This window comes from Streptomyces sp. NPDC037273 (assembly GCF_055603625.1).
Map to the genome: position 1 here is coordinate 124,120 of NZ_JBVJVO010000018.1, position 25,390 is coordinate 149,509.

Sequence of the window (25,390 nt, forward strand, 5' to 3'; positions counted from 1 at the left end):
CTCCTTCTGATGGTCCGGCGGATCAGCTGGCGTCGTCGAGTCGTTCGAGCAGCTGCTCGGCGAGTTCCTTGATCGAGGGGTGCTCGAAGGCGAAGCCGGGCGGCAGCCGCAGCCCGGTGAGCTCGGACAACCGGTTCCTGAGTTCCACCGCCGTGAGCGAGTCGTAGCCGATGTCGAACAGTCCGGTCTCCGGCCCGAAGTCATCGGCCGACAGATAGCCGATGATCGCCACCGTCTCGCGCTGCACCATGCCGAGCACGATCTGCTCCCGCTCGGCCTTCGTGGCACCCGCCAGCTCCTCCGCCAGCTTGCCGACGCCGCTCGCCTCGTCCTGGGCGAACCGCCGGCCCGCCTTCAGGAGACCGCGGAACATCAGAGGCAGATGGCCGGGCTCCAGCTGGGCGTGCATGGCCGCGAAGTCGAACTTGGCCGGGACGAGTACCGCGTCCTGAGCCCACAGCGCCGTGTCGAAGAGCTCCATGCCCTCCTGGTCGGTGAAGGCGACGATCCCCATTCGGTTGATCCGCTTGAGGTCGACCTCGTCGAGATGGCCGGTGAGCTCGGAACTCTTGCCCCACCAACCCCAGGCGAGTGAGGTGGCCGGGAGTCCGGCGGCCCGGCGGCGCTCGGCGAGAGCGTCGAGGAAGGCGTTCGCCGCCGCGTAGTTGCCCTGCCCGGGATTGCCGATGGTGCCGGCCGCGGACGAGTAGAGCACGAAGGCCGCCAGGTCCAGGTCCCGGGTCAGCTCGTCCAGCACCAGCGCGGCGTCGACCTTCGGACGGAGCACGGTGTCCAGGCGCTCGGGGGTCAACGCGGTGATGACACCGTCGTCGGTCACACCGGCCGTGTGCACCACGGCCGTCAGCGGGGCGTCGGGCGCTATGGAGGCCAGGAGAGCGGCCGTCGCCTCCCGGTCCGCCACATCACACGCCTCCACCCGCACGTTCGCACCCAGAGCCGTCAGCTCCTCACGCAGCAGCCCAGCCCCAGGGGCCTGGTCGCCACGACGACTCACCAACAGCACGTTGCGCACACCATGCGTCTCGATCACATGCCGCGCCACCACGGCACCCAGCGCACCCGTACCGCCGGTGACCAGTACGGTGCCATCGCGGTCCAGCTCCCGGCCCGCGTGCGCACCGCCGACGTCCATGGCACGCACAAGCCGAGGTGCCAGCACGACCCCCTCCCGCAGTGCGACATACAGCTCGCGCGAGGCCAGTACGTCCGGCAGCACCCGCAGCGACGCCTCGCTGTCATCGGTGTCGATCAGAACGATCCGCGTCGGATTCTCGGCCTGTGCCGAACGCAGCAGACCACCGACCGCCGCGGCCGCCAGGTCCATCGGCGCTTCCTCGCCCCCCACCGCCACGGCACCGTGGGTCACGGCCAGCAGCCGGGAGTCCGCGAGAGCCGGCTCGACCGTCCAGGCCTGCACCACCTCCAGCACCTGGGCCGCCAGGTCCCGCACCTCCGCCGCGTCGGCCCGCTCGTCCCCGACGACATCCAGCAGCAGAACCCCGGGAACCTCGGCCTCCGCAGCCAGCGCCCTGACGTCATCGGCAGTCGCCACGGACACCGCGTTCAGCGAACCGCCCCGGTGCTTCACCGAAGTCGGCCCCCAGACCACGCGGAACAACTGGTCATTGATCACGCCGGACCCGGCACGGATCTGCTCGGAGCGCACCGGCCGGGAGACCAGAGACTCCACCGAGGCGACCGGCGCGCCAGTGCCGTCAGCCATGCGGACAGTGATCGTGTCCGGACCCTGGAACGACAGGTGCACACGCAGTGCGGCCGCACCCATCGCGAAGATCCGCACGTCATTCCAGGCGAACGGCAGGACGAGCTTCGGCTCCTGCCCAGCCGTGTCGGTACGGAAGCCCCCGGCATGGAAGCACGCATCGATCAGCGCCGGATGCACCCCGAAACCATCGACCTTGCCCGCCTCTTCCGGCAGCACCAGCTCGGCGAACACCTCCTCGCCGCGCGTCCAGACCCGGCTCAGACCACGGAAGGCCGGACCGTAGCCGTATCCCGTCTCCGCCATCTCCGCATACGCCCGCTCCGCCGCGCCCTCCACTTCAACCGCGCCGGCGGGCGGCCACTGCGTCAACTCAAAGTCAGGGTGCGCGACTTCGGGAGCCAGATGACCCGAGACGTGACGCGTCCACGCGCTTCCGAGGCCCGCGTCTTCTGCCCGGGAGTGGACCTGGACCGTGCGCTGCCCGGCCTCGTCCACCTCTCCCACGCTGACCCGGACCTGCACTCCGCCCCGCTCGGGCAGGACAAGCGGGGCTTCGATCACCAGCTCACTCAGCAGGCCGCAACCGACCTCGTCGCCCGCGCGTACCACCAGGTCCACGAACGCGGCGCCCGGCACGAGAACCGAGCCTGCCACGGCGTGATCAGCCAGCCAGGGATGCGAGCCAAGCGACCAGCGCGACACGAACAGGACGCCCCCCGAAGCGGGCGCCTCTACGACCGCACCCAGCATCGGGTGACCGACCTCAGCCAGCCCCAGCCCGGCCGGATCGCCTGATCCACTGCCTGAGGCCAGCCAGAAACGCTGGCGCTGGAAGGCGTACGTCGGCAGATCCAGCGGCCAACCCTCATCCCGGCCCACCAGCGCCGTCCAGTCGACCCCGATGCCACGCACGTGCAGCCGGGCCACTGCCTCCACCACAGAGGCGACCTCATCCCCGCCACGGCGCAGCACCGGTACGAACACTCCGGGCTCCTGCGGCATGCACTCCGCGCCCATACCCGACAACACCGCGTCCGGCCCGAGCTCCACCACCGTGGAGACTTCCGCCTCTCGCAGCGCCCTCACACCATCGGCGAACCGCACGGTCGAGCGCACATGCTCCGCCCAGTAATCCGGCGAGGTCACCACGTCCGGATCCGCCATCCGCCCGGTCACGTTCGACACCATCGCCAACTGCGGCGACTTGAACGCCAACCCCGAAACCACCGCACGGAAGTCATCGAGCATCGGGTCCATCAACCCGGAATGGAACGCGTGCGACACCGTCAGTCGACGTGTCCGCACCCCCCGCCCGGCCAACTCCTCAGCCACAGACATCACTTCACTGCGGTTACCGGAGATGACTACCGACTCCGGGCCGTTGACCGCCGCCACCGAAACACCCGCCGGCAGCAGAGGAACAACCTCCTCCTCCGCCGCGGCCACCGACACCATCGCGCCACCCTCAGGCAGCGCCTCCATCAAACGGCCACGCGCGGCCACCAACGTGCCCGCGTCCTCCAGCGACAGCACCCCCGCCACATGCGCCGCCACCACCTCACCGACCGAATGGCCACCCACCACATCCGGTCGCACACCCCACGACTCCACCAACCGGAACAACGCCGTCTCCACAGCGAACAGACCAGCCTGCGTATACACAGTCCGATCCAGCAGACCCGGCACATCCACCACACCGAACACCACATCCGCCACCGGATGCTCCACAAACCCCGCCAACCGCGCGTCCAACACCCCACACGCCGAATCGAACGCCTCGCGGAACACCCCGAAACGCCCATACAACTCCCGGCCCATCCCCACCCGCTGGGAACCCTGACCCGAGAACAACACCCCCAGCCGGCCGTCCTTCACGGCAGGACCGCCGGCGGTGATCACACCAGGCGCCGACTCCCCGCGAGCCAGCGCCTCCAGGGCAGTGACCGCCTCTTCGCGGTCTGTGGCGACGACCACGGCGCGGTCCACCAGGGCGCTACGGGTGCTCACCAAAGAGCGCGCCACAGAGGCGAGTTCGCCATCTCGGCGCTCCGAGAGGAACCCGGCCAGCCGCTCAGCCTGACCCGCCAGAGCAGCCTGGCCACGCCCCGAGACGAGGAGGGGAACAACCGGGTCCCCCTCCAGGGCTCCCTGCTCGCCTTCGGCCGGCGCCTGTTCCGGCGCCTGCTCCAGGACGACGTGCGCGTTGGTGCCACTGACACCGAAGCCGGACACGGCCGCACGGCGGGGATGTCCGGTCTCGGGCCACTGCCGAGTCTCGGTGAGGAGCTCCACCGCGCCCGCCGACCAGTCCACCTGCGGGGTCGGCTCATCCACGTGCAGCGTGCGTGGCAGAACACCGTGACGCATTGCCTGCACCATCTTGATGACGCCCGCCACACCCGCAGCCGCCTGGGTGTGACCGATGTTCGACTTCAGCGAGCCCAGCCACAACGGCTCCCCGGCATCACGGCCCTGACCATAGGTCGCGATGACGGCCTGCGCCTCGATCGGGTCGCCCAGCACCGTCCCGGTGCCGTGCGCCTCCACCGCGTCGACTTCACCGGCCGCGAGACCCGCGTCGGCCAGCGCGCGACGGATCACCCGCTGCTGCGACGGGCCGTTCGGCGCGGTCAAACCATTCGAGGCACCATCCTGATTCACCGCCGAACCCCGCACCACCGCCAGCACCTCATGCCCGTTGCGGACCGCGTCCGACAACCGCTCGAGCACCAGCACGCCGACACCCTCGGCCCAACCCGTACCGTCGGCGGAGGCCGCGAACGACTTGCACCGGCCGTCGACGGCCAGACCACGCTGCCGCGAGAACCCGATGAAGGCGTCCGGGCCGGCCATCACGGTCACACCGCCGGCCAGTGCCAGGGAGGACTCCCCCGACCGCAGCGACTGCACGCCCAGGTGCAGGGTCACCAGGGAGGAGGAGCAGGCGGTGTCCACCGTGACCGCCGGGCCCTCGACACCCAGCACGTACGACACGCGACCCGACAGCACGCTCCCCGCGCCGCCCAGCATCAGGTAGTCGGAGACGCCCTCCGGGACGCCGCTCGTCTGATCCGTGACCCCGTTCGCGTAGTCGTGGTACATCTCCCCGACGAACACGCCGACGGGCTTGCCGCGCAGGGTGGCCGGGTCGATGCCGGATCGTTCCAGCGCCTCCCACGAGGTCTCAAGGATCAGCCGCTGCTGCGGGTCCATCGCCAGCGCCTCACGCGGCGAGATCCCGAAGAACCCCGCGTCGAACTCCGCAGCGTCCTGCAGGAAACCACCCTCACGGCAGTAGCTCGTGCCCAGGTGCTCCGGATCGGGGTGGTAGAGGCTGGCGAGGTCCCAGCCACGGTCCTCCGGGAAGCCGGATATTCCGTCGACGCCGGAGGACACCAGCTCCCACAGGTCCTCGGGCGAGGAAACCCCGCCCGGGAATCGGCAGGCCATTCCCACGATCGCGATCGGTTCGTTCAACCGCTCGCGGATCCTCTTGTTCTCCTTCTCCAGCCGCTCGTTCTCGATCAGTGAAGCACGCAGCGCCGTGACGACCGCGTTGTCCGAACTTGTCATGCCGTTGCCTCTTTCGCGGTCTGCTACTGGTTCTTGGTTTCCTTCATCGCGCGTGCGATGAGGTCGTCGACGCCCATCTCCATGATCAGAGACGTGGAATCCTGTTGCTGCTCGGCTGCTGCCGCTGTCCCGGCTGATCCGGAATCCTGCTCATTCAGCAAAGTCATGAGCGCGTGCATAAGCCCGAGTTCTTCAAAGCGTGCCATCGGAGTGGTGGCCAGCATCCTGCGGAATTCGGCCTCCCGACTGGCGAGATCATGCGTGTCGTTCGCCTCGGGGCGGAGTTCCTCCAGCAGGAAGCGGGCGAGACTCCGCGGCGTGGGATGGTCGAAGACCAACGTGGCGGGCAGTCGCAGCGCGGTCAGCTCCGTGAGTTTGTTACGGAGTTCGACGGCGAGCAGGGAGTCGAACCCGATGTCACTGAACCCCTGGTCCGCATCCACCTGGCCGCCCGAGGCATGCCCGAGGGTCGCCGCGACCTCACGCCGGACCACGTCGAGCAGAACCCCCTCCTGCCGTGCCGGCGGAGTGGCGGCGAGCTGCTCCGCCAGGCCGGGTCCGGCCGGTCGCTGCGGCTGGGCCGCACTGCGACGAGCGGTGATCAGGCCGCGCAGCAGGCTGTGAACGGAGCCGGCCGCCGCTTGGGCCTGCAACGTCACGAAATCGAGCTTGGCCGCGACCAGGACCGGGTCCGGGGCGCGCCATGCCCGGTCGAACAGTTCCAGGCCCTCCTCGGTGGTCAGCTCGACGCCTCCACCCCGCGACAACCGCTGCAGGTCGCTTCGGCTGAGGTGGGCCGTCATCCCGCTGCTCTCCGCCCAGCCACCCCAGGCGAGCGAGGTGGCGGGGAGCCCGGCGGCCCGGCGACGCTCGGCGAGGGCGTCGAGGAAGGCGTTCGCCGCCGCGTAGTTCCCCTGCCCGGGGGTCCCGAAGGTGCCGGCCGCGGACGAGTAGAGCACGAAGGCGGCCAGATCCAGGTCCCGCGTCAGCTCGTCCAGCACCAGCGCGGCGTCGACCTTCGGACGGAACACGGTGTCCAGGCGCTCAGGGGTCAGCGCGGTGATGACACCGTCGTCGATCACACCCGCCGTATGCACCACAGCGGTCAGCGGGGCGTGCGCGGGAATCGAGGTGATGAGCGCCGCCACGGCGTCCCGATCGGCGACGTCACACGCCGCCACCCGTACGTCCGCACCCAGAGCCGTCAGCTCCTCACGCAGCCGCCCGGCCCCAGGGGCCTGGTCGCCACGACGGCTGACCAGCAGTACGTTGCGCACGCCGTGCGTCTCGATCATGTGCCGCGCCACCAGGGCACCCAGCGTGCCCGTACCACCGGTGACCAGTACCGTGCCCTCCCGGTCCAGCTCCCGGCCGCCGGTGTCCGCGTCGACGGCACCGACGGCACGTACCAGCCGAGGCGCCAGCACGACCCCCTCCCGCAAGGCGAGCTGAGGCTCTCCGGAAGCCAGCACTCCCGGCAGCGCCTGCCGCGTCGCGTCCGGGTCGTCGGTCGCCACGAGCACGAACCGACCCGGATGCTCCGCCTGCGCCGTACGCACCAGACCCCAGACGGCCGCCACCGCCGGATCAGCCGGCGACGGCGTGACCACCACCAACCGGCTCTCACCCAAGGCAGGCTCCGCCAGCCATGCCTGCGCCAGACCCAAGGCCCACGCGCTCAGCTCCTGGGCCGTTCCTCCCTCAGCGGCCGTCAGGTCCGCCACCGCGGCCCCACCCGTCGGACCGGAGACGGCCAGCGCAGCGATGTCCGCCGCCGACCGCACCTCAGGAATACCGGGAGCCGCCGGCGGCTGCGACAGCGCGACCTCGGTCCACTCCAACCCGAACAGGGCATCACGCGACCAGCCGGACCCCGCCCCGGCCCGCAGCTGTTCCGTCGCCACGGTCCTGGCGATCACCGCCCCGACCGAGGCAACGGGAGTGCCGGCGTCGTCGGCCACCCGAAGGCTGACGACATCCGGGCCATCGAACGACAGGTGCACGCGCAGTGCGGTCGCGCCGGTCACGAAGACCCGTACCTCGTTCCAGGCGAACGGCAGGACGAGCTTCTGCTCCTGCCCAGCCGTGTCAGTGCGGAAGACCCCGGCGTGGAAGCAGGCGTCGATCAGCGCGGGATGCACTCCGAATCCGTCGGCCTTACCCGCCTCGTCGGGCAGAACGACCTCGGCGAACACCTCCTCACCCCGGGTCCAGACCCGGCTCAGGCCGCGGAAGGCCGGCCCATAGCCGTAACCCGTCTCCTCCAGCTCCCGGTAAGCGCGCTCTGCGGCGCTCTGCGCGGCGCCTTCCGCCTCAATCGCGCCGGCGGGCGGCCACTGCGTCAACTCAAAGTCAGGGTGCGCGACTTCGGGAGCCAGACGGCCTGAGACGTGACGCGTCCACGCACTGCCGGGGCCTGCGTCTTCTGCCCGGGAGTGGACCTGGACCGTGCGCTGCCCGGTCTCGTCCACCTCTCCCACACTCACCCGGACCTGCACTCCGCCCCGCTCGGGCAGGACGAGCGGCGCTTCGATCACCAGCTCGCTCAGGAGACCGCAACCGACCTCGTCACCGGCGCGCACCACCAGGTCCACGAACGCGGCGCCCGGCACGAGAACCGATCCCGCCACGGCGTGATCAGCCAGCCAGGGATGCGAGCCAAGCGACCACCGCGACACGAAGAGGACACCACCCGAAGCGGGCGCCTCCACGACCGCACCCAGCATCGGGTGACCGACCTCAGCCAGACCCAGCCCGGCCGGATCGCCTGATCCACTGCCTGAGGCCAGCCAGAAACGCTGGCGCTGGAAGGCGTACGTCGGCAGATCCAGCGGCCAACCCTCATCCCGGCCCACCAGCGCCGTCCAGTCGACCCCGATACCCCGCACGTGCAGCCGGGCCACTGCCTCCACCACAGAGGCGACCTCATCCCCGCCGCGCCGCAAGACCGGTACGAACACTCCGGGCTCCTGCGGCATGCACTCCGCGCCCATACCCGACAACACCGCGTCCGGCCCGAGCTCCACCACCGTGGAGACTTCCGCCTCTCGCAGCGCCCTCACACCATCGGCGAACCGCACGGTCGAGCGCACATGCTCCGCCCAGTAATCCGGCGAGGTCACCGCATCGGGATCCGCCATCCGCCCGGTCACGTTCGACACCATCGCCAACTGCGGTGACTTGAACGCCAACCCCGCAACCACCGCACGGAAGTCATCGAGCATCGGCTCCATCAACGGGGAGTGGAAGGCATGACTCACCCGCAACTGCTTGACCCGAAAACCGCGCCCGGCCAACTCCTCTGACACCGCGAGCACTTCACTGCGATTACCGGAGATCACTACCGACTCCGGACCGTTCACCGCCGCGACCGAAACACCCGCCGGCAGCAGTCCAGCGACTTCCTCCTCCGCCGCGGCCACCGACACCATCGCGCCACCCTCAGGCAACGCCTCCATCAAACGGCCACGCGCGGCCACCAACGACCCCGCGTCCTCCAGCGACAGCACCCCCGCCACATGCGCCGCCACCACCTCACCAACCGAATGACCACCCACCACATCCGGCCGCACACCCCACGACTCCGCCAACCGGAACAACGCCGTCTCCACGGCAAACAGACCAGCCTGCGTATACACAGTCCGATCCAGCAGACCCGGCACATCCACCACACCGAACACCACATCCGCCACCGGATGCTCCACAAACCCCGCCAACCGCGCGTCCAACACCCCACACGCAGCATCGAACGCCTCACGGAACACCCCGAAACGCCCATACAACTCCCGGCCCATCCCCACCCGCTGGGAACCCTGACCCGAGAACAACACCCCCAACCGGCCGTCCTCCAACACCGAACGACCCGCAGTAACCACACCAGGCCCCGACTCACCCCGAGCCAAAGCCTCCAGACCAGCCACCGCCCCCTCACGATCCGCCGCCACCACCACAGCACGATCGTTCAAAGCACCACGAGTCGACACCAACGACCGCGCCACACCAGCGAGTTCGCCCCCACCACGCACCGAGAGGAACCCGGCCAACCGCTCAGCCTGACCCGCCAAAGCAGCCTGACCACGCCCCGACACCAACAGCGGCACGACACCGTCGAACACAGCCGAGGCCTCCCCCGCCGGGGGAACCTGCTCAGGCGCCTGCTCCAGGATGACGTGCGCGTTCGTACCTGATGCCCCGAAGCCGGACACGCCCGCACGGCGCGGATGTCCCGTCTCGGGCCACTGCCGAGTCTCGGTCAGTAGCTCCACCGCGCCCGCCGACCAGTCCACCTGCGGGGTCGGCTCATCGACATGCAAGGTGCGCGGCAGAACACCGTGCCCTATCGCCTGCACCATCTTGATCACACTCGCCACACCCGCGGCCGCCTGGGTGTGACCGATGTTCGACTTCAACGACCCCAGCCACAACGGCTGATCCGCCTCACGACCCTGCCCATAAGTCGCGATGACGGCCTGCGCCTCGATCGGATCACCCAGCACCGTCCCGGTGCCATGCGCCTCCACCACATCGACCTCGGTGGTGGACAGCCCCGCGTTCGCCAGCGCACGACGAATCACCCGCTGCTGCGACGGACCATTCGGCGCCGTCAAACCATTCGACGCACCATCCTGATTCACCGCCGAACCCCGCACCACCGCCAACACCCGATGCCCGTTACGCACCGCGTCCGACAACCGCTCAAGCACCAGCACACCCGCACCCTCCGCGAAGCCGGTGCCGTCGGCGGAGGCCGCGAACGACTTGCACCGGCCATCGGCGGCCAGACCACGCTGCCGCGAGAAGCCGATGAAGGCGTTCGGAGCGAGGACCGTGACACCGCCGGCCAGCGCCATCGAGCACTCGTCCGACCGCAGCGACTGGGCCGCCAGGTGCAGGGTCACCAGCGACGACGAGCAGGCGGTGTCCACCGTCACCGCCGGCCCCTCGAAGCCCAAGGTGTAGGACACGCGGCCGGACAGGATGCCGCCGAGGACCCCTGTCATCAGATAGGCCTCGACGCCGGCGGGGACGTCCTGGGATTCGGCCCTGTAATCGCCGCCTCCGGTGCCGGTGAAGACGCCGACGGGCTTGCCGCGCAGGGTGGCCGGGTCGATGCCGGATCGTTCCAGGGCCTCCCAGGAGATCTCCAGCATCAGCCGCTGCTGCGGGTCCATCGCCAGCGCCTCACGCGGCGAGATCCCGAAGAACCCCGCATCGAACTCGTCGGCGTCGTGCAGGAAGCCACCCTCCCGGGTGTAACTCGTGCCGGGGTGGTCCGGGTCCGGGTGATAGAGGTTCTCCAGGTCCCAACCCCGATTCACCGGAAAGCCCGAAATGGCGTCACCGCCGTCCATGAGCAGGTCCCACAGCTCTTCCGGCGACGTCACCCCACCCGGGAAACGGCACGCCATCCCCACAATGGCGATCGGCTCGGAATCGGCGCTCTCGAGTTCGGCAATGGTTTGTCGCGCCTGGTGCAGATCGGCTGTCATGCGCTTGAGGTACGTGACGAGCTTTTCGTTGTTGTCCACGTGGTTCTTCTCCATTGGGAACGACTCGAACTTTTCCGGCCACCGTGCAACTGCCCGAGCGTCAGGCCGTTCCGAATTCCTCGTCGATGAAAGCGAAGAGATCGTCGGCCGAAGCCGACTCCAGCTTCGCCATGACGTCGTTCTCCTGCGGCGAGCCCGGACCGGTGGCGGCCTGCAGCCGCGTGGCCAGTGCCTGGAGACGGGCGACGATCCGCGTGCTCTCGATCCGATCCGGCTTCAGCTCATCGGCCGTCTCCTCGAGACGACGGAGCTCGGCGAGGATCGGGTCCTCGGTGTCCGCCGTCGCGAAGAGCTCGTCCCGGAGGTGACGCATCAGATCCATGGGAGTCGGATAGTCGAAGATCAGGGTGCTGGGCAGCCGTAGCTTGGTGAGTTCCGAGAGTCTGTTGCGCAGTTCGATCGCCGTGAGCGAAGTGAAACCGACCTCGCCGAACGCCCGGTTCGGTGCGATCTCGGCAGTCGACGCACTGCCGAGCACCGCGGCCGCCGAGGTACGAACCAGACCCAGCAGCGTGTGCTCCCGGTCCTCGTCAGACGCCGACGCCAGCCGCTGAACCAGCCCCGCCTGCTCCGCCTGCTCCGCTGCGCCGACCGCCGAGGACATCGGCACCGCCGCCTTCACCGGCCTCGCACCGGACTCCAGCCAGAACTGCTCGCGTTGGAAGGCGTAAGTGGGCAGCCCCACGGTTCGGCCGCCCTCACCCTGACCCAGCACCGCGGACCAGTCGACGCGAACACCACGCACGTGCAACTCCGCCAGTCCCGCCAGGAACCGGCGCGGCCCGCTCTCTTTACGGCGCAGCGTCCCGCACACCACCACAGGGGCGGTGACACAGTCACTCAACACGTCCTGAATGCCGAGCACCAGAATCGGATCGGTACTGACCTCTATGAAGGCCCGATGGCCGGCTGCCGCCAGCGCCTGGGTGGCCTCCTCGAACCGGACGGTCTGGCGCAGGTTGCGATACCAGTAACCGGCATCCAACGTGCTCGTGTCCACCGGCTCACCGGTAACAGTGGAGTAGAACGGCACCGTACCGGCACGAGGCGTGATCCCGGCCAGAGCCGCCCGCAGTTCCTCCTCGATCTGCTCCACCTGCGCGGTGTGCCCGGCGACACCGTTGGCCAGCGTCAGTTCCCGCGTCTGAATGCCGGCTGCCCCGCATGCGGTGATCAGGTCAGTCAGAGCCTGCTGCTCCCCGGCGACGACCACGGACTGGGGACCGTTGACGGCCGCGATCTCCACGCCCTCAAACCCGGTCAGCAGAGCCCGGACCTGCTCCACACCGGCAGCGATCGAAGCCATCCCGCCACGACCGGACAGCCGAGCCGCGATCAGCCCACTACGCTGCACGACCACCGTGGCGGCGTCCTCCAACGACAACACCCCAGCCACCACAGCAGCAGCGATCTCACCCTGCGAATGGCCCACCACCGCATCCGGCCGCACACCGCAGGCCTCCCACACCGACGCCAGCGACACCATCAGCGCGAACGACACCGGCTGCACCACATCAACCGCGTCCAGCGACGGCCCACCCGTGCCCCGTACGACCTCCAGGAGCGACCAGCCCGTCAGTGGGTCCAGCACACGCGCGCACTCGTCCATCCGACGCGCGAACACCGCCGACGAATCCAGCAGATCCGCCCCCATCCCCGCCCACTGAGCACCCTGACCAGGAAAGACCAACGCCGTCCGGCCCTTCACCGCTCCACCGAAGGCAGTCACGACGCCCGGCGCCCATTCGTCGCGGGCCAGGGCTTCCAGACCGCTCACCGCCTCATCGCGGTCGGTGGCGACGACCACGGCTCGGTCGGTCAAGATGCCGCGATTCGTCACCAAAGCCCTCGCTACGTCGGCGAGTTCGCCCTCTGGGCGTTCCGATAGGAACCCCGCCAACCGGCCGGCCTGACCCGCCAAAGCAGCCTGACCACGCCCCGAGACCAGCAACGGAACATGCGGCCCGGCGAACACCCCTGGCTCGGGCGACTGTTCCAGGGCCTGCTCCGCCAGTGGCGCCTGCTCGATGATGACGTGTGCGTTGGTTCCACTGACACCGAAGCTGGACACGGCCGCACGGCGGGGATGTCCGGTCTCGGGCCACTGCCGGGCCTCGGTCAGCAACTCCACGGCACCCGCGGACCAGTCCACCTGAGGCGTCGGCTCATCGACATGCAGGGTGCGGGGCAGAACACCATGGCGCATCGCCTGCACCATCTTGATCACACCCGCCACACCCGCAGCCGCCTGCGTATGACCGATATTCGACTTCAACGAACCCAGCCACAACGGCTGATCCGCCTCACGGCCCTGCCCATAAGTCGCGATGACGGCCTGCGCCTCGATCGGATCACCCAGCACCGTCCCGGTGCCATGCGCCTCCACCACATCGACCTCGGTGGTGGACAGCCCCGCGTTCGCCAACGCCCGACGAATCACCCGCTGCTGCGAGGGACCATTAGGCGCCGTCAAACCATTCGACGCACCATCCTGATTCACCGCCGAACCCCGCACCACCGCCAACACCCGATGCCCGTTACGCACCGCGTCCGACAAGCGCTCAAGCACCAGCACACCGGCGCCCTCTCCGAGTCCGGTGCCGTCGGCGGAGGCCGCGAACGACTTGCACCGGCCATCGACGGCCAGACCACGCTGCTGCGAGGAGTCCACGATCGTGCGGGGCCCGGACATGACGGTCACCCCGCCGGCCAGCGCCAACGAGCAGTCGCCCGACCGCAGCGACTGCGCCGCCAGGTGCAGGGCCACCAGCGACGACGAGCACGCCGTGTCCAGCGTGACCGCAGGGCCCTCCATGCCCAGCACGTACGACACCCGACCTGAGACCACGCTTCCCAGGGAGCCCACCATCAGGTAGGCCTCGGCTCCGTCGGGAACCGCCTGGTCGTCCGACCGGTAGCCGCCACCTCCCGTGCCGGTGAAGACCCCGACCTCCTTGCCGCGCAGGGTGGCCGGATCGAGACCGGCCCGCTCCAGCGCCTCCCAGGAGATCTCCAGCATCAGCCGCTGCTCCGGGTCCATCGCCAGCGCCTCACTCGGCGAGACCCCGAAGAACCCGGCGTCGAACGCGGCCACGTCGTCGAGGAAGCCGCCCTCCCGCGTGTAACTCGTACCCGCGTGATCCGGGTCCGGGTGATACAGGTTCTCCAGGTCCCAGCCACGGCCCTCCGGGAAGCCCGAGATCGCGTCGGTCTCCTCGGCCACCAGGCGCCACAGCTCCTCCGGAGACGAGGCCCCACCCGGCAGGCGGCAGCCCATCCCCACGATCGCGATCGGCTCCGAGCTCGCGCTCTCCAACTCGCGAACCCGGTTCTGGGAACGGCGGGCGTCCGCCAGAACACGCTTCAGGTACTCGCGCAGCTGTTGCTCGTTCGTCATGAGTAGTGGTGCCTTTCCTGAAAAGAACCTGCCGGGCCGTCCGGGGCGGAAGTGTGGAGTCGGCTCACGCCGTCCCGAACTCGCTGTCGATGAGCTTGAACATCTCCTCATCCGTGGCGGATTCGAGATCGAACTCTTCGCCCTCGTCGCCCGCCCCGGACTCGTTCTGCCCTTGGGCGAACAGCGCCTGGAGCCGGGCGACGACCTGGGCGTACAGCGGGTCAGCGGGAGCGAGCGACGCGAAGGACGCTTCCAGGCTGTCGAGTTCCGCCAGCAGCGCGTGGCCCTGCTTGGTGTCCTGGCCGAGCTCCGCGGCCAAGTAGTGCGCCAGAGTCGCCGGCGTGGGGTGGTCGAAGATCAACGTCACCGGCAGGCGCAGTCCGGTCAGGCCGGACAGACGGTTGCGCAGTTCGACCGCGGTGAGGGAATCGAAGCCGATCTCGTTCAGGGCCCGTTCCGGCTCCAGCTGATCGGAGGAGGCGAAGCCCAGCACGGCCGCCGCCGTCTGCTGCACCGTCTCCAGCAGAATCCGTTCCCGCTCGTCCTGGGAGACTCCGGCCAGTCGCTGGAGCAGACCATCCGCGCCGGCCGCGGCACTCTGCGCGGAACGCCGACCGGCCGGAACCAACCCGCGCAACAGCGCCGGCAGCGTACCCATCCCGGCCTGGTTCCGCAGCTCGGCGAAGTCCAGCTTCACCAGGGCAAGGGCTGCTGTCGTCGATCGGACGGCGGCGTCGAACAGCCCCATGCCCTCCTCCAACGACGGCCCCACCAGTCCGACCCGCGCCAGCCGCTTCTGATCGGCATCGGAGAGGTTGCCGGTCATCTGCGACCACAGGCCCCAGGCGAGTGAGGTGGCGGCGAGACCAGCCGCCCGGCGACGCTGGGCGAGGGCGTCGAGGAAGGCGTTCGCCGCCGCGTAGTTGCCCTGCCCCGGCGCCTGGAACGTACCCGCCGCGGAGGAGTAGAGCACGAAGGCGGCCAGGTCCAGGTCCCGGGTCAGCTCGTCCAGCACCAGCGCGGCGTCGACCTTCGGACGGAACACGGTGTCAAGCCGCTCAGGGGTCAGCGCGGTGACCACACCGTCATCGATGACACCCGCCGTATGCACCACGGCGGTCAACGGCGCGGAAGCCGGTATCGACGCCAGCAGCGCGGCCACCGCCCCCCGGTCCGCCACATCGCAGGCCTCCACGCGCACGTTCGCACCCAGAGCCGTCAGCTCCTCACGCAGCAGCCCAGCCCCAGGTGCCTGGTCGCCACGACGACTGACCAACAGCACGTTGCGCACACCATGCGTCTCGATCACATGCCGCGCCACCAGCGCACCCAACGCACCCGTGCCACCGGTCACCAGCACCGTGCCCTCACGGTCCAGCTCCCGCCCGACAGCCTCCGACCCAGCCGGCACCCGCGCCAGACGCCGCACGAAACACACACCGTCACGAACAGCCACCTGCGGCTCGTCCAGAACGGACACCGCCGCCAGCAACTCCCGTGACTCCACCGCGTCATCGACATCCACCAGCACAACCCGGCCAGGATTCTCCACCTGCGCCGAACGCAGCAGACCACCGACCGCCGCAGCCGCCAGATCAACCGGCGACTCCTCACCCCCGACCGCCACCGCACCACGCGTGACCGCCACCAACCGGGACTCCGCCAGAGCCGGCTCGGCCAACCACGCCTGCACCACCTCCAACACCTCACCGGTCAATGCCCGCACCCCGGCTGCGTCCACCCCCTGACCACCGACGACATCCAGCACCAGCACCTCAGGAACCGCAGCCCCATCCACCAGCGCACGCACATCCCCGACCGAGGCCACCGGAACAAACCCCGGTCCCGCCTCCACCGGCCGCACCGACAACCGCTCCCACACCACCCGGAACATCCGACCACCAGAAGCATCGGAGCTGCTCCGGAGCTGTTCCGTGGCCACCGGTCGGGCCACCACGGAACCGACGGAGGCGACCGGGACACCGGCGGCGTCGGCCAGACGCAGGGCCACCGTGTCCGGGCCCTGGTATGCCAGGTGTACGCGCAGTGCGGTCGCACCGGTCGCGAAGATCCGTACGTCGTTCCAAGCGAACGGCATGACCAGCTGCCGTTCGGCATCGCTGCTGCGGAATACGCCGCCGTGGAAGCAGGCGTCGAGCAGTGCGGGATGCACCCCGAAACCGTCGGGCTTGCCCGCCTCCTCCGGCAGCGCCAGCTCGGCGAACACCTCATCGCCCCGCGTCCAGACCCGGCTCAGACCACGGAAGGCCGGGCCGTATCCGTAACCCGTCTCCGCCATCTCCGCATACGCCCGCTCCGCCGCGCCCTCGACCGCAACCGCACCGGCTGGCGGCCACTGCGTCAACTCGAAATCGGCGTGCGCGACTTCGGGAGCCAGTCGGCCCGAAACGTGACGCGTCCACTCAGTATCGGGGCCCGCGTCCTCCACCCGGGAGTGGACCTGGACCGTACGCTGCCCGGCCTCGTCCACCTCCCCCACGCTCACCCGGACCTGCACCCCACCCTGCTCGGGCACTCCCATCGGTGCCTCGATCACCAGCTCGCTCAGCAGACCGCAACCGATCTCATCACCCGCCCGCATCGCCAGATCCACGAACGCCGTCCCCGGTACCAGCGCCATGTCGGCCGCCGAGTGGTCAGCCAGCCACGGCTGCGACCACAGCGACCAGCGTGAGGTGAACAGCACGCCCCCGGTGGCGGGGATCTCCGCCCGAGCTCCCAGCAGCGGATGATCGACACCGGCCAGGCCGAGTACCGAAGGATCGCCCGCTCCGTGCCCGGACTCCAGCCAGAAACGCTGCCGCTGGAAGGCGTACGTCGGCAGATCCAGCGGCCAGCCGGGGCTCCCGCCCAGCAACGCCGCCCAGTCGACCCCGACGCCCTGGACGTGCAGCCGCGCCAATGCCTCCAGGAAGCGGGCGGGACCGCCCTCGTCGCGACGCAGGGTCCCGGTGACCAGGGACGCGCCGACGCCAGACGCCTCAATGGTTTCCTCGATGCCGGGGACGAGGACGGGGTGCGAGCTGACCTCGACGAACACCCGATGGCCGGCCGCCACCAGCACCTGGGTGGCCTCCTCGAACCGGACGGTCTGGCGCAGGTTGCGATACCAGTAGCCGGCGTCCAACGTGGTCGTGTCGACCGGCTCACCGGTGACGGTGGAGTAGAACGGCACCGTACCGGCACGAGGCGTGATCCCGGCCAGAGCCTCCCGCAGCTCCTCCTCGATCTCCTCCACCTGCGCGGAGTGCGAGCCATAGTCGACCGGGATCCGGCGGATCCGCACCCCGTCCTTCTCACACACGCCGATCAGGTCAGTCAGAGCCTGCTGCTCTCCGGCGACCACCACGGACTGCGGGCCATTGACGGCCGCAATCTCGACCCCCTCGTACCCGGTCAGCAGGGCCTGGACCTGCTCCACACCGGCCGCGATCGACGCCATCCCCCCACGACCGGACAAGCGAGCCGCGATCAAACGACCGCGCTGTACGACCACCCTGGCGGCGTCCTCCAACGACAAAGCCCCGGCGACCACAGCAGCAGCGATCTCACCCTGCGAATGGCCCACGACCGCATCCGGCCGCACACCGCAGGCCTCCCACACCGACGCCAGCGACACCATCACCGCGAACGACACCGGCTGCACCACATCAACCGCGTCCAACGACGGCCCACCCGTACCCCGGACAACGTCCAGGAGCGACCAGCCGGTCAGTGGGTCCAGCACTCGCGCGCACTCGTCCATCCGACGCGCGAACACCACCGACGAACCCAGCAGATCCGCCCCCATCCCCACCCACTGCGCACCCTGACCAGGAAAGACAAACGCCGTCCGGCCCTTCACCGCTCCACCGACAGCCGTCACCAGATCGGGGTTCGACTCACCGCGGGCCAGGGCCTCCAGCCCAGCCACCGCCCCCGCATGATCCGCCGCTACCACCACGGCACGGTCGTTCAAGGCGCCACGGGACGTCACCAAAGAGCGCGCCACATCGGTGAGTTCGCCCTCTGCGCGTTCCGAGAGGAACCCCGCCAGCCGGCCGGCCTGACCCGCCAGAGCAGCCTGCCCACGCCCCGACACCAGCAACGGCACGACACCGCCGAACACAGCCGAGCCCTCCCCCGACGGGGGAACCTGCTCAGGCGCCTGCTCCAAAATGACGTGCGCATTCGTGCCACTGACGCCGAAGCTGGACACAGCCGCACGACGCGGATGCCCCGTCTCAGGCCACTGTCGAGCCTCGGTCAGCAGCTCCACCGCACCCGCCGACCAATCCACCTCAGGGGTCGGCTCATCCACGTGCAGCGTGCGCGGCAGAACGCCGTGACGCATCGCCTGCACCATCTTGATCACACCCGCCACACCGGCAGCAGCCTGGGTGTGACCGATGTTCGACTTCAACGAACCGAGCCACAAAGGCTGATCCGCCTCACGACCCTGCCCATAAGTCGCCAACAGCGCCTGCGCTTCGATCGGGTCACCCAGAGGCGTCCCGGTCCCGTGCGCCTCGACCACATCGACCTCGGTGGCGGACAGGCCCGCGTTCGCCAGCGCACGACGGATCACCCGCCGCTGCGACGGACCGTTCGGCGCGGTCAAACCATTCGACGCACCGTCCTGATTCACCGCCGAACCCCGCACCACCGCCAGGACCCGGTGACCGTTGCGGACAGCGTCCGACAACCGCTCAAGGACCAGGACACCCGCGCCCTCGGCCCAGCCGGTGCCGTCGGCAGAGGCCGAGAACGCCTTGCACCGGCCATCGGGGGCCAGCGCACGCTGGCGCGAGAAATCGACGAACACGTCGGGGGCGGCCATCACCGTGACACCGCCGGCCAGCGCCAGCGAGGACTCCCCGGAGCGCAGCGACTGCGCCGCCAGGTGCAGGGTCACCAGGGAGGAGGAGCAGGCGGTGTCCAGGGTCACCGCCGGGCCTTCGAGGCCCAGCACGTACGACACGCGGCCCGACAGCACACTGCCCGCGCCACCCGTGGCCAGGTAGCCCTCGACACCCTCGGGAGCACCGCCGACTTCGTCCGTGTTGCCGACCGCGTAGTCGTGGTACATGTACCCGGTGAAGACGCCGACGGGCTTGCCGCGCAGGGTGGCCGGGGCGAGGCCGGCCCGCTCCAGGGCCTCCCAGGAGATCTCCAGCATCAGCCGCTGCTGCGGGTCCATCGCCAGCGCCTCACGCGGCGAGATCCCGAAGAACCCCGCATCGAACTCCGCGGCGTCGTGCAGGAACCCGCTCTCGCGGCAGTAGCTCGTACCCATGTGCTCCGGGTCCGGGTGGTACAGAGCCTCCAGGTCCCAACCACGCTCCTCCGGGAAGCCGGTAATCGCGTCGGTCTCCTCGTCCACCAGACGCCACAGCTCCTCCGGAGAGGACACACCGCCCGGGAAGCGGCAGGCCATGCCGACAATCGCAATCGGCTCGGAACTGGCGGCGACCGCCTCGTCGTACTGCCGCTGAAGGCGGGTGTTCTCCTTCAACGAAGCGCGCAGTGCGTCGACAATCTGCCCGCTCTGGACATCCCGATCGTCCATGATTTCCTCGCCTCTCAAGTTTCCGATCACGACTGGGTGTTGCCCAGGGCTCGCTGTACGAGATCGCCGATGTTCATTCCGTCGATCAGGTCCAGTTCTTCGTCGACACTCGCCGCCGGCTCCGATTCCTGCCCGGCCGCTTCCGCTCGGGCTAGCGACAACAGGACGTTGAGCACCCCGGCCGCACGGAGTCGGTCGATGGGAACGGTGGCCAGGGCCCGGCGGATGTCCGCCTCGCTGCTCTCGACCTCGTCTTCGGCGCCGCCGTCCAACTCGTCCCGCAGGTAGGCCATCAGAGCCATCGGTGTGGGGTGGTCGAAGATCAACGTCGTGGGCAGGCGCAGTCCGGTCAGGCCGGACAGGCTGTTGCGCAGTTCGACCGCTGTGAGGGAATCGAAGCCGATCTCGTTCAGGGCCCGCTCCGGCTCCAGCTGATCAGCGGAGGCGAAGCCCAGCACCGCCGCCGCCGCCTGCTGCACCACATCCAGCAGAATCTGCTCCCGCTCGTCCTGCGAGACTCCGGCCAGTCGCTGGAGCAGACCATCCGCGCTGGCCGCAGCACTCTGCGCGGAACGCCGACCGGCCGGAACCAACCCGCGCAACAGCGCCGGCAGCCTTCCCATCCCGGCCTGGCTCCGCAGCTCGGCAAAGTCCAGCCCCACCAGCACCAGAGCGGGTGTCGGCGACTGAAGCGCCGCGTCGAACAGACCCATCCCCTCTTCGGCGGACAGTGCGATGATGCCACCCCGGGCCATGCGCTGCTGATCGACGTCGCTCAGGCTCGTGTTCATCTCCGTCGCCTGCGACCACAGGCCCCACGCGAGTGAGGTGGCGGCGAGACCAGCCGCCCGGCGACGCTGGGCGAGGGCGTCGAGGAAGGCGTTCGCCGCCGCGTAGTTGCCCTGCCCCGGCGCCTGGAACGTACCCGCCGCAGAGGAATAGAGCACGAAAGCGGACAGGTCCAGATCCCGGGTCAGCTCGTCCAGGACCAGCGCGGCGTCGACCTTCGGACGGAACACGGTGTCCAGGCGCTCGGGGGTCAGCGCGGTGATGACACCGTCATCGATGACGCCCGCGGTATGCACCACGGCGGTCAGCGGAGCGTGCGCGGGGATCGACGCCAGCAGTGCGGCCACGGCGTCCCGATCGGCGACGTCACACGCCTCCACGCGCACGTTCGCACCCAGAGCCGTCAGCTCCTCAGCCAGCAGCCCAGCCCCAGGGGCCTGGTCGCCACGACGACTGACCAACAGCACGTTGCGCACACCATGCGTCTCGATCACATGCCGCGCCACCAGCGCACCCAGCGTGCCCGTACCGCCAGTCACCAGCACCGTGCCCTCAGGGTCCAGCTCCCGCCCGACACCCTCCGACCCAGCCGGCACCCGCGCCAGACGCCGAACGAAACACACACCGTCACGAACCGCCACCTGCGGCTCGTTCAAAACGGACACCGCCGCCAGCAACTCCCGCGACTCCACCGCATCATCGACATCCACCAGCACAACCCGGCCAGGATTCTCCACCTGCGCCGAACGCAGCAGACCACCAACCGCCGCAGCCGCCAGATCAACCGGCGACTCCTCACCCCCGACCGCCACCGCACCACGCGTGACCGCCACCAACCGGGACTCCGCCAGAGCCGGCTCGGCCAACCACGCCTGCACCACCTCCAATACCCCACCGGTCAACGCCCGCACCCCGGCCGCGTCCACCCCCTGACCACCGACGACATCCAGCACCAGCACCTCAGGAACCGCAGCCCCACCCACCAGCGCACGCACATCCTCGACCGAGGCCACCGGAACAAACCCCGGTCCCGCCTCCACCGGCCGCACCGACAACCGCTCCCACACCACCCGGAACATCCGACCACCCGAGACATCCGAACGTGAGAACTCGGAGGTCACCGGCCGCGCGATCCACGATCCGACCGAGGCGACCGGTGCGCCGGTGCCGTCGGCCATGCGGACGGTGATCGTGTCCGAGCCCGGGAACGACAGCTGTACGCGCAGTGCGGTCGCACCGGTCGCGAAGATCCGTACGTCGTTCCAGGCGAACGGCAGGATGAGCTTCGGCTCCTGCCCGGCCGTGTCGGTGCGGAAGCCCCCGGCATGGAAACAGGCATCGATCAGAGCGGGATGCACCCCGAAACCATCGACCTTGCCCGCCTCGTCGGGCAGGACGACCTCGGCGAACACGTCCTCGCCCCGGGTCCAGATTCGGCTGAGGCCGCGGAAGGCCGGACCGTATCCGTATCCCGTCTCCGCCATCTCCGCATACGCCCGCTCCGCCGCGCCCTCCACTTCAACCGCGCCGGCGGGCGGCCACTGCGTCAACTCAAAGTCAGGGTGCGCGACTTCGGGAGCCAGATGACCCGAGACGTGACGCGTCCACGCGCTTCCGGGGCCTGCGTCTTCTGCCCGGGAGTGGACCTGGACCGTGCGCTGCCCGGTCTCGTCCACCTCTCCCACGCTGACTCGGACCTGCACTCCGCCCCTCTCGGGCAGGACGAGCGGGGCTTCGATCACCAGCTCGCTCAGCAGACCGCAACCGACCTCGTCACCGGCGCGCACCACCAGGTCCACGAACGCGGCACCCGGCACGAGAACCGAGCCTGCCACGGCGTGATCAGCCAGCCAGGGATGCGAGCCAAGCGACCAGCGTGAGACGAACAGGACGCCCCCCGAGGCAGGGGCCTCTACGACCGCACCCAGCATGGGGTGACCGACCTCGGCCAGTCCCAGCCCGGCCGGATCCCCGGCGCCGCTGCCTGAAGCCAGCCAGAAACGCTGGCGCTGGAAGGCGTACGTCGGCAGATCCAGCGGCCAACCCTCATCCCGGCCCACCAGCGCCGTCCAGTCGACCCCGATACCCCGCACATGCAGTCGGGCCACCGCCTCCACCAGGGAACGAACCTCTTCCCCACCGCGCCGCAAGACCGGTACGAACACGCCAGGCTCCTGCGGCACACACTCCGCGCCCATACCCGACAACACCGCATCCGGCCCCAGCTCCACCACCGTGGAGACTTCCGCCTCCCGCAGCGCCCCCACACCATCAGCGAACCGCACCGTGGAGCGCACATGCTCCACCCAGTAATCCGGCGACGTCACGGCATCCGGCTCCGCGATCCGCCCGGTCACGTTCGACACCATCGCCAACTGCGGCGACTTGAACGCCAACCCCGCAACCACCGCACGGAAGTCATCGAGCATCGGCTCCATCAACGGGGAGTGGAAGGCATGACTCACCCGCAACTGCTTGACCCGAAAACCGCGCCCGGCCAACTCCTCTGACACCGCGAGCACTTCACTGCGATTACCGGAGATCACTACCGACTCCGGACCGTTCACCGCCGCGACCGAAACACCCGCCGGCAGCAGTCCAGCGACTTCCTCCTCCGCCGCGGCCACCGACACCATCGCGCCACCCTCAGGCAACGCCTCCATCAAACGGCCACGCGCGGCCACCAACGACCCCGCGTCCTCCAGCGACAGCACCCCCGCCACATGCGCCGCCACTACCTCACCGACCGAATGGCCACCCACCACATCCGGCCGCACACCCCACGACTCCACCAACCGGAACAGCGCCGTCTCGATAGCGAACAGACCAGCCTGCGCATACACAGTCCGATCCAGCAGACCCGGCACATCCACCACACCGAACACCACATCCGCCACCGGATGCTCCACAAACCCCGCCAACCGCGCGTCCAACACCCCACACGCAGCATCGAACGCCTCACGGAACACCCCGAAACGCCCATACAACTCCCGGCCCATCCCCACCCGCTGGGAACCCTGACCCGAGAACAACACCCCCAACCGGCCGTCCTCCAACACCGAACGACCCGCAGTAACCACACCAGGCCCCGACTCACCCCGAGCCAAAGCCTCCAGACCAGCCACCGCCCCCTCACGATCCGCCGCCACCACCACAGCACGATCGTTCAAAGCACCACGAGTCGACACCAACGACCGCGCCACACCAGCGAGTTCGTCCCCACCACGCACCGAGAGGAACCCGGCCAACCGCTCAGCCTGACCCGCCAAAGCAGCCTGACCACGCCCCGAGACCAGGAAGGGAAGAACCGGGCCCCCTTCAAGGGCTCCCTGCTCACCTTCAGCCGGCGCCTGCTCCGGCGCCTGCTCCAGAATCACGTGCGCGTTCGTGCCACTGACACCGAAGCCGGACACAGCCGCACGCCGGGGGCGACCGCTTTCAGGCCACTGCCGAGCCTCGGTCAGCAGTTCCACCGCACCCGCGGACCAGTCCACCTGAGGCGTCGGCTCATCCACATGCAGCGTGCGGGGCAGAACACCATGGCGCATCGCCTGCACCATCTTGATCACACCCGCCACACCCGCAGCAGCCTGGGTGTGACCGATGTTCGACTTCAACGACCCCAGCCACAACGGCTGATCCGCCTCACGACCCTGCCCATAAGTCGCCAACAGAGCCTGCGCCTCGATCGGATCCCCCAGCACCGTCCCGGTGCCATGGGCCTCCACCACATCGACCTCACCGGCCGTGAGCCCCGCATTCGCCAACGCACGACGAATCACCCGCTGCTGCGACGGACCATTCGGCGCCGTCAAACCATTCGACGCACCATCCTGATTCACCGCCGAACCCCGCACCACCGCCAGCACCCGGTGCCCATTGCGCACCGCATCCGACAACCGCTCAAGGACCAGCGCACCCGCCCCCTCCGCGAAGCCGGTGCCGTCGGCGGAGGCCGCGAACGACTTGCACCGGCCGTCGGCGGCCAGACCACGCTGCCGCGAGAACCTGACGAACGCGTCCGGTTCGGCCATCACCGTGACACCGCCGGCCAGCGCCAGCGAGGACTCCCCGGAGCGCAGTGACTGCGCCGCCAGGTGCAGGGCCACCAGCGACGACGAGCACGCCGTGTCCAGCGTCACCGCCGGGCCCTCAAGGCCGAGCACGTAGGACACGCGACCTGACAGCACACTCCCCGCACCGCCGGTGAGGAGAAAGCCTTCGAGTCCATCCGGGGCGTCCTGCGGGTCGGTGCCGTAGTCGTGGAAGGCGATGCCGGAGAAGACGCCGACGGGCTTGCCGCGCAGGGTGGTCGGGTCGATGCCGGCCCGTTCCAGCGCCTCCCACGAGGTCTCGAGCATCAGCCGCTGCTGCGGGTCCATGGCCAGCGCTTCACGCGGTGAGATCCCGAAGAACCCCGCGTCGAACTCGTCGGCGTCGTGCAGGAAGCCGCCGTCGCGGGAGTAGCTGGTGCCCGGGTGGTCCGGGTCCGGGTGGTAGAGGTTCTCCAGGTCCCAACCACGATTGGCCGGGAAGCCTGAGATGCCGTCACCGCCGTCCATGACCAGGTCCCAGAGCTCCTCAGGGCTGGAGATTCCGCCCGGAAGCCGGCATGCCATCCCGACGATCGCGATCGGCTCCGCGTTGGCGGCCACGACCCGGTCGTACTGCTGCTGAAGGCGGGCGTTCTCCTTCAGGGAAGCGCGTAGGGCGTTGACTATCTGTTCGCTCTGAGCAGCCATGATTTCCTCGTCCTTCACCTATTG

Annotated in this window: 5 protein-coding genes; all 5 read right to left on the reverse strand. The window is 69.3% G+C overall.

What is annotated here, in order from left to right; translation table 11 throughout:
* Positions 1-22: 22 nt before the first annotated feature.
* The 5 genes from ACZ7G1_RS34050 to ACZ7G1_RS34070 all read right to left on the reverse strand — a co-directional run bounded on the left by ACZ7G1_RS34050 (position 23) and on the right by ACZ7G1_RS34070 (position 25,366).
* Positions 23-5,320, reverse strand: coding sequence for a type I polyketide synthase (locus ACZ7G1_RS34050; protein ID WP_470881150.1), 5,298 nt, complete (start codon positions 5,318-5,320; stop codon positions 23-25).
* 23 nt (positions 5,321-5,343) lie between these two features.
* A complete protein-coding gene (locus tag ACZ7G1_RS34055; protein ID WP_471204351.1) occupies positions 5,344-10,848 on the reverse strand; it encodes a type I polyketide synthase in 5,505 nt (1,834 codons plus the stop codon).
* Between the two features lie 61 nt (positions 10,849-10,909).
* Positions 10,910-14,248, reverse strand: a complete 3,339-nt coding sequence (locus ACZ7G1_RS34060; protein WP_471204357.1) for a type I polyketide synthase — start codon at positions 14,246-14,248, stop codon at positions 10,910-10,912.
* Positions 14,249-14,330: 82 nt separating this feature from the next.
* Entirely contained in the window at positions 14,331-19,865 is a 5,535-nt protein-coding gene (locus ACZ7G1_RS34065; RefSeq protein ID WP_470882520.1) for an SDR family NAD(P)-dependent oxidoreductase, read from the reverse strand.
* Positions 19,862-25,366, reverse strand: coding sequence for a type I polyketide synthase (locus ACZ7G1_RS34070; protein WP_471204360.1), 5,505 nt, complete (start codon positions 25,364-25,366; stop codon positions 19,862-19,864). The genes ACZ7G1_RS34065 and ACZ7G1_RS34070 overlap by 4 nt, the downstream gene beginning before the upstream one ends.
* Between the last annotated feature and the right edge of the window lie 24 nt (positions 25,367-25,390).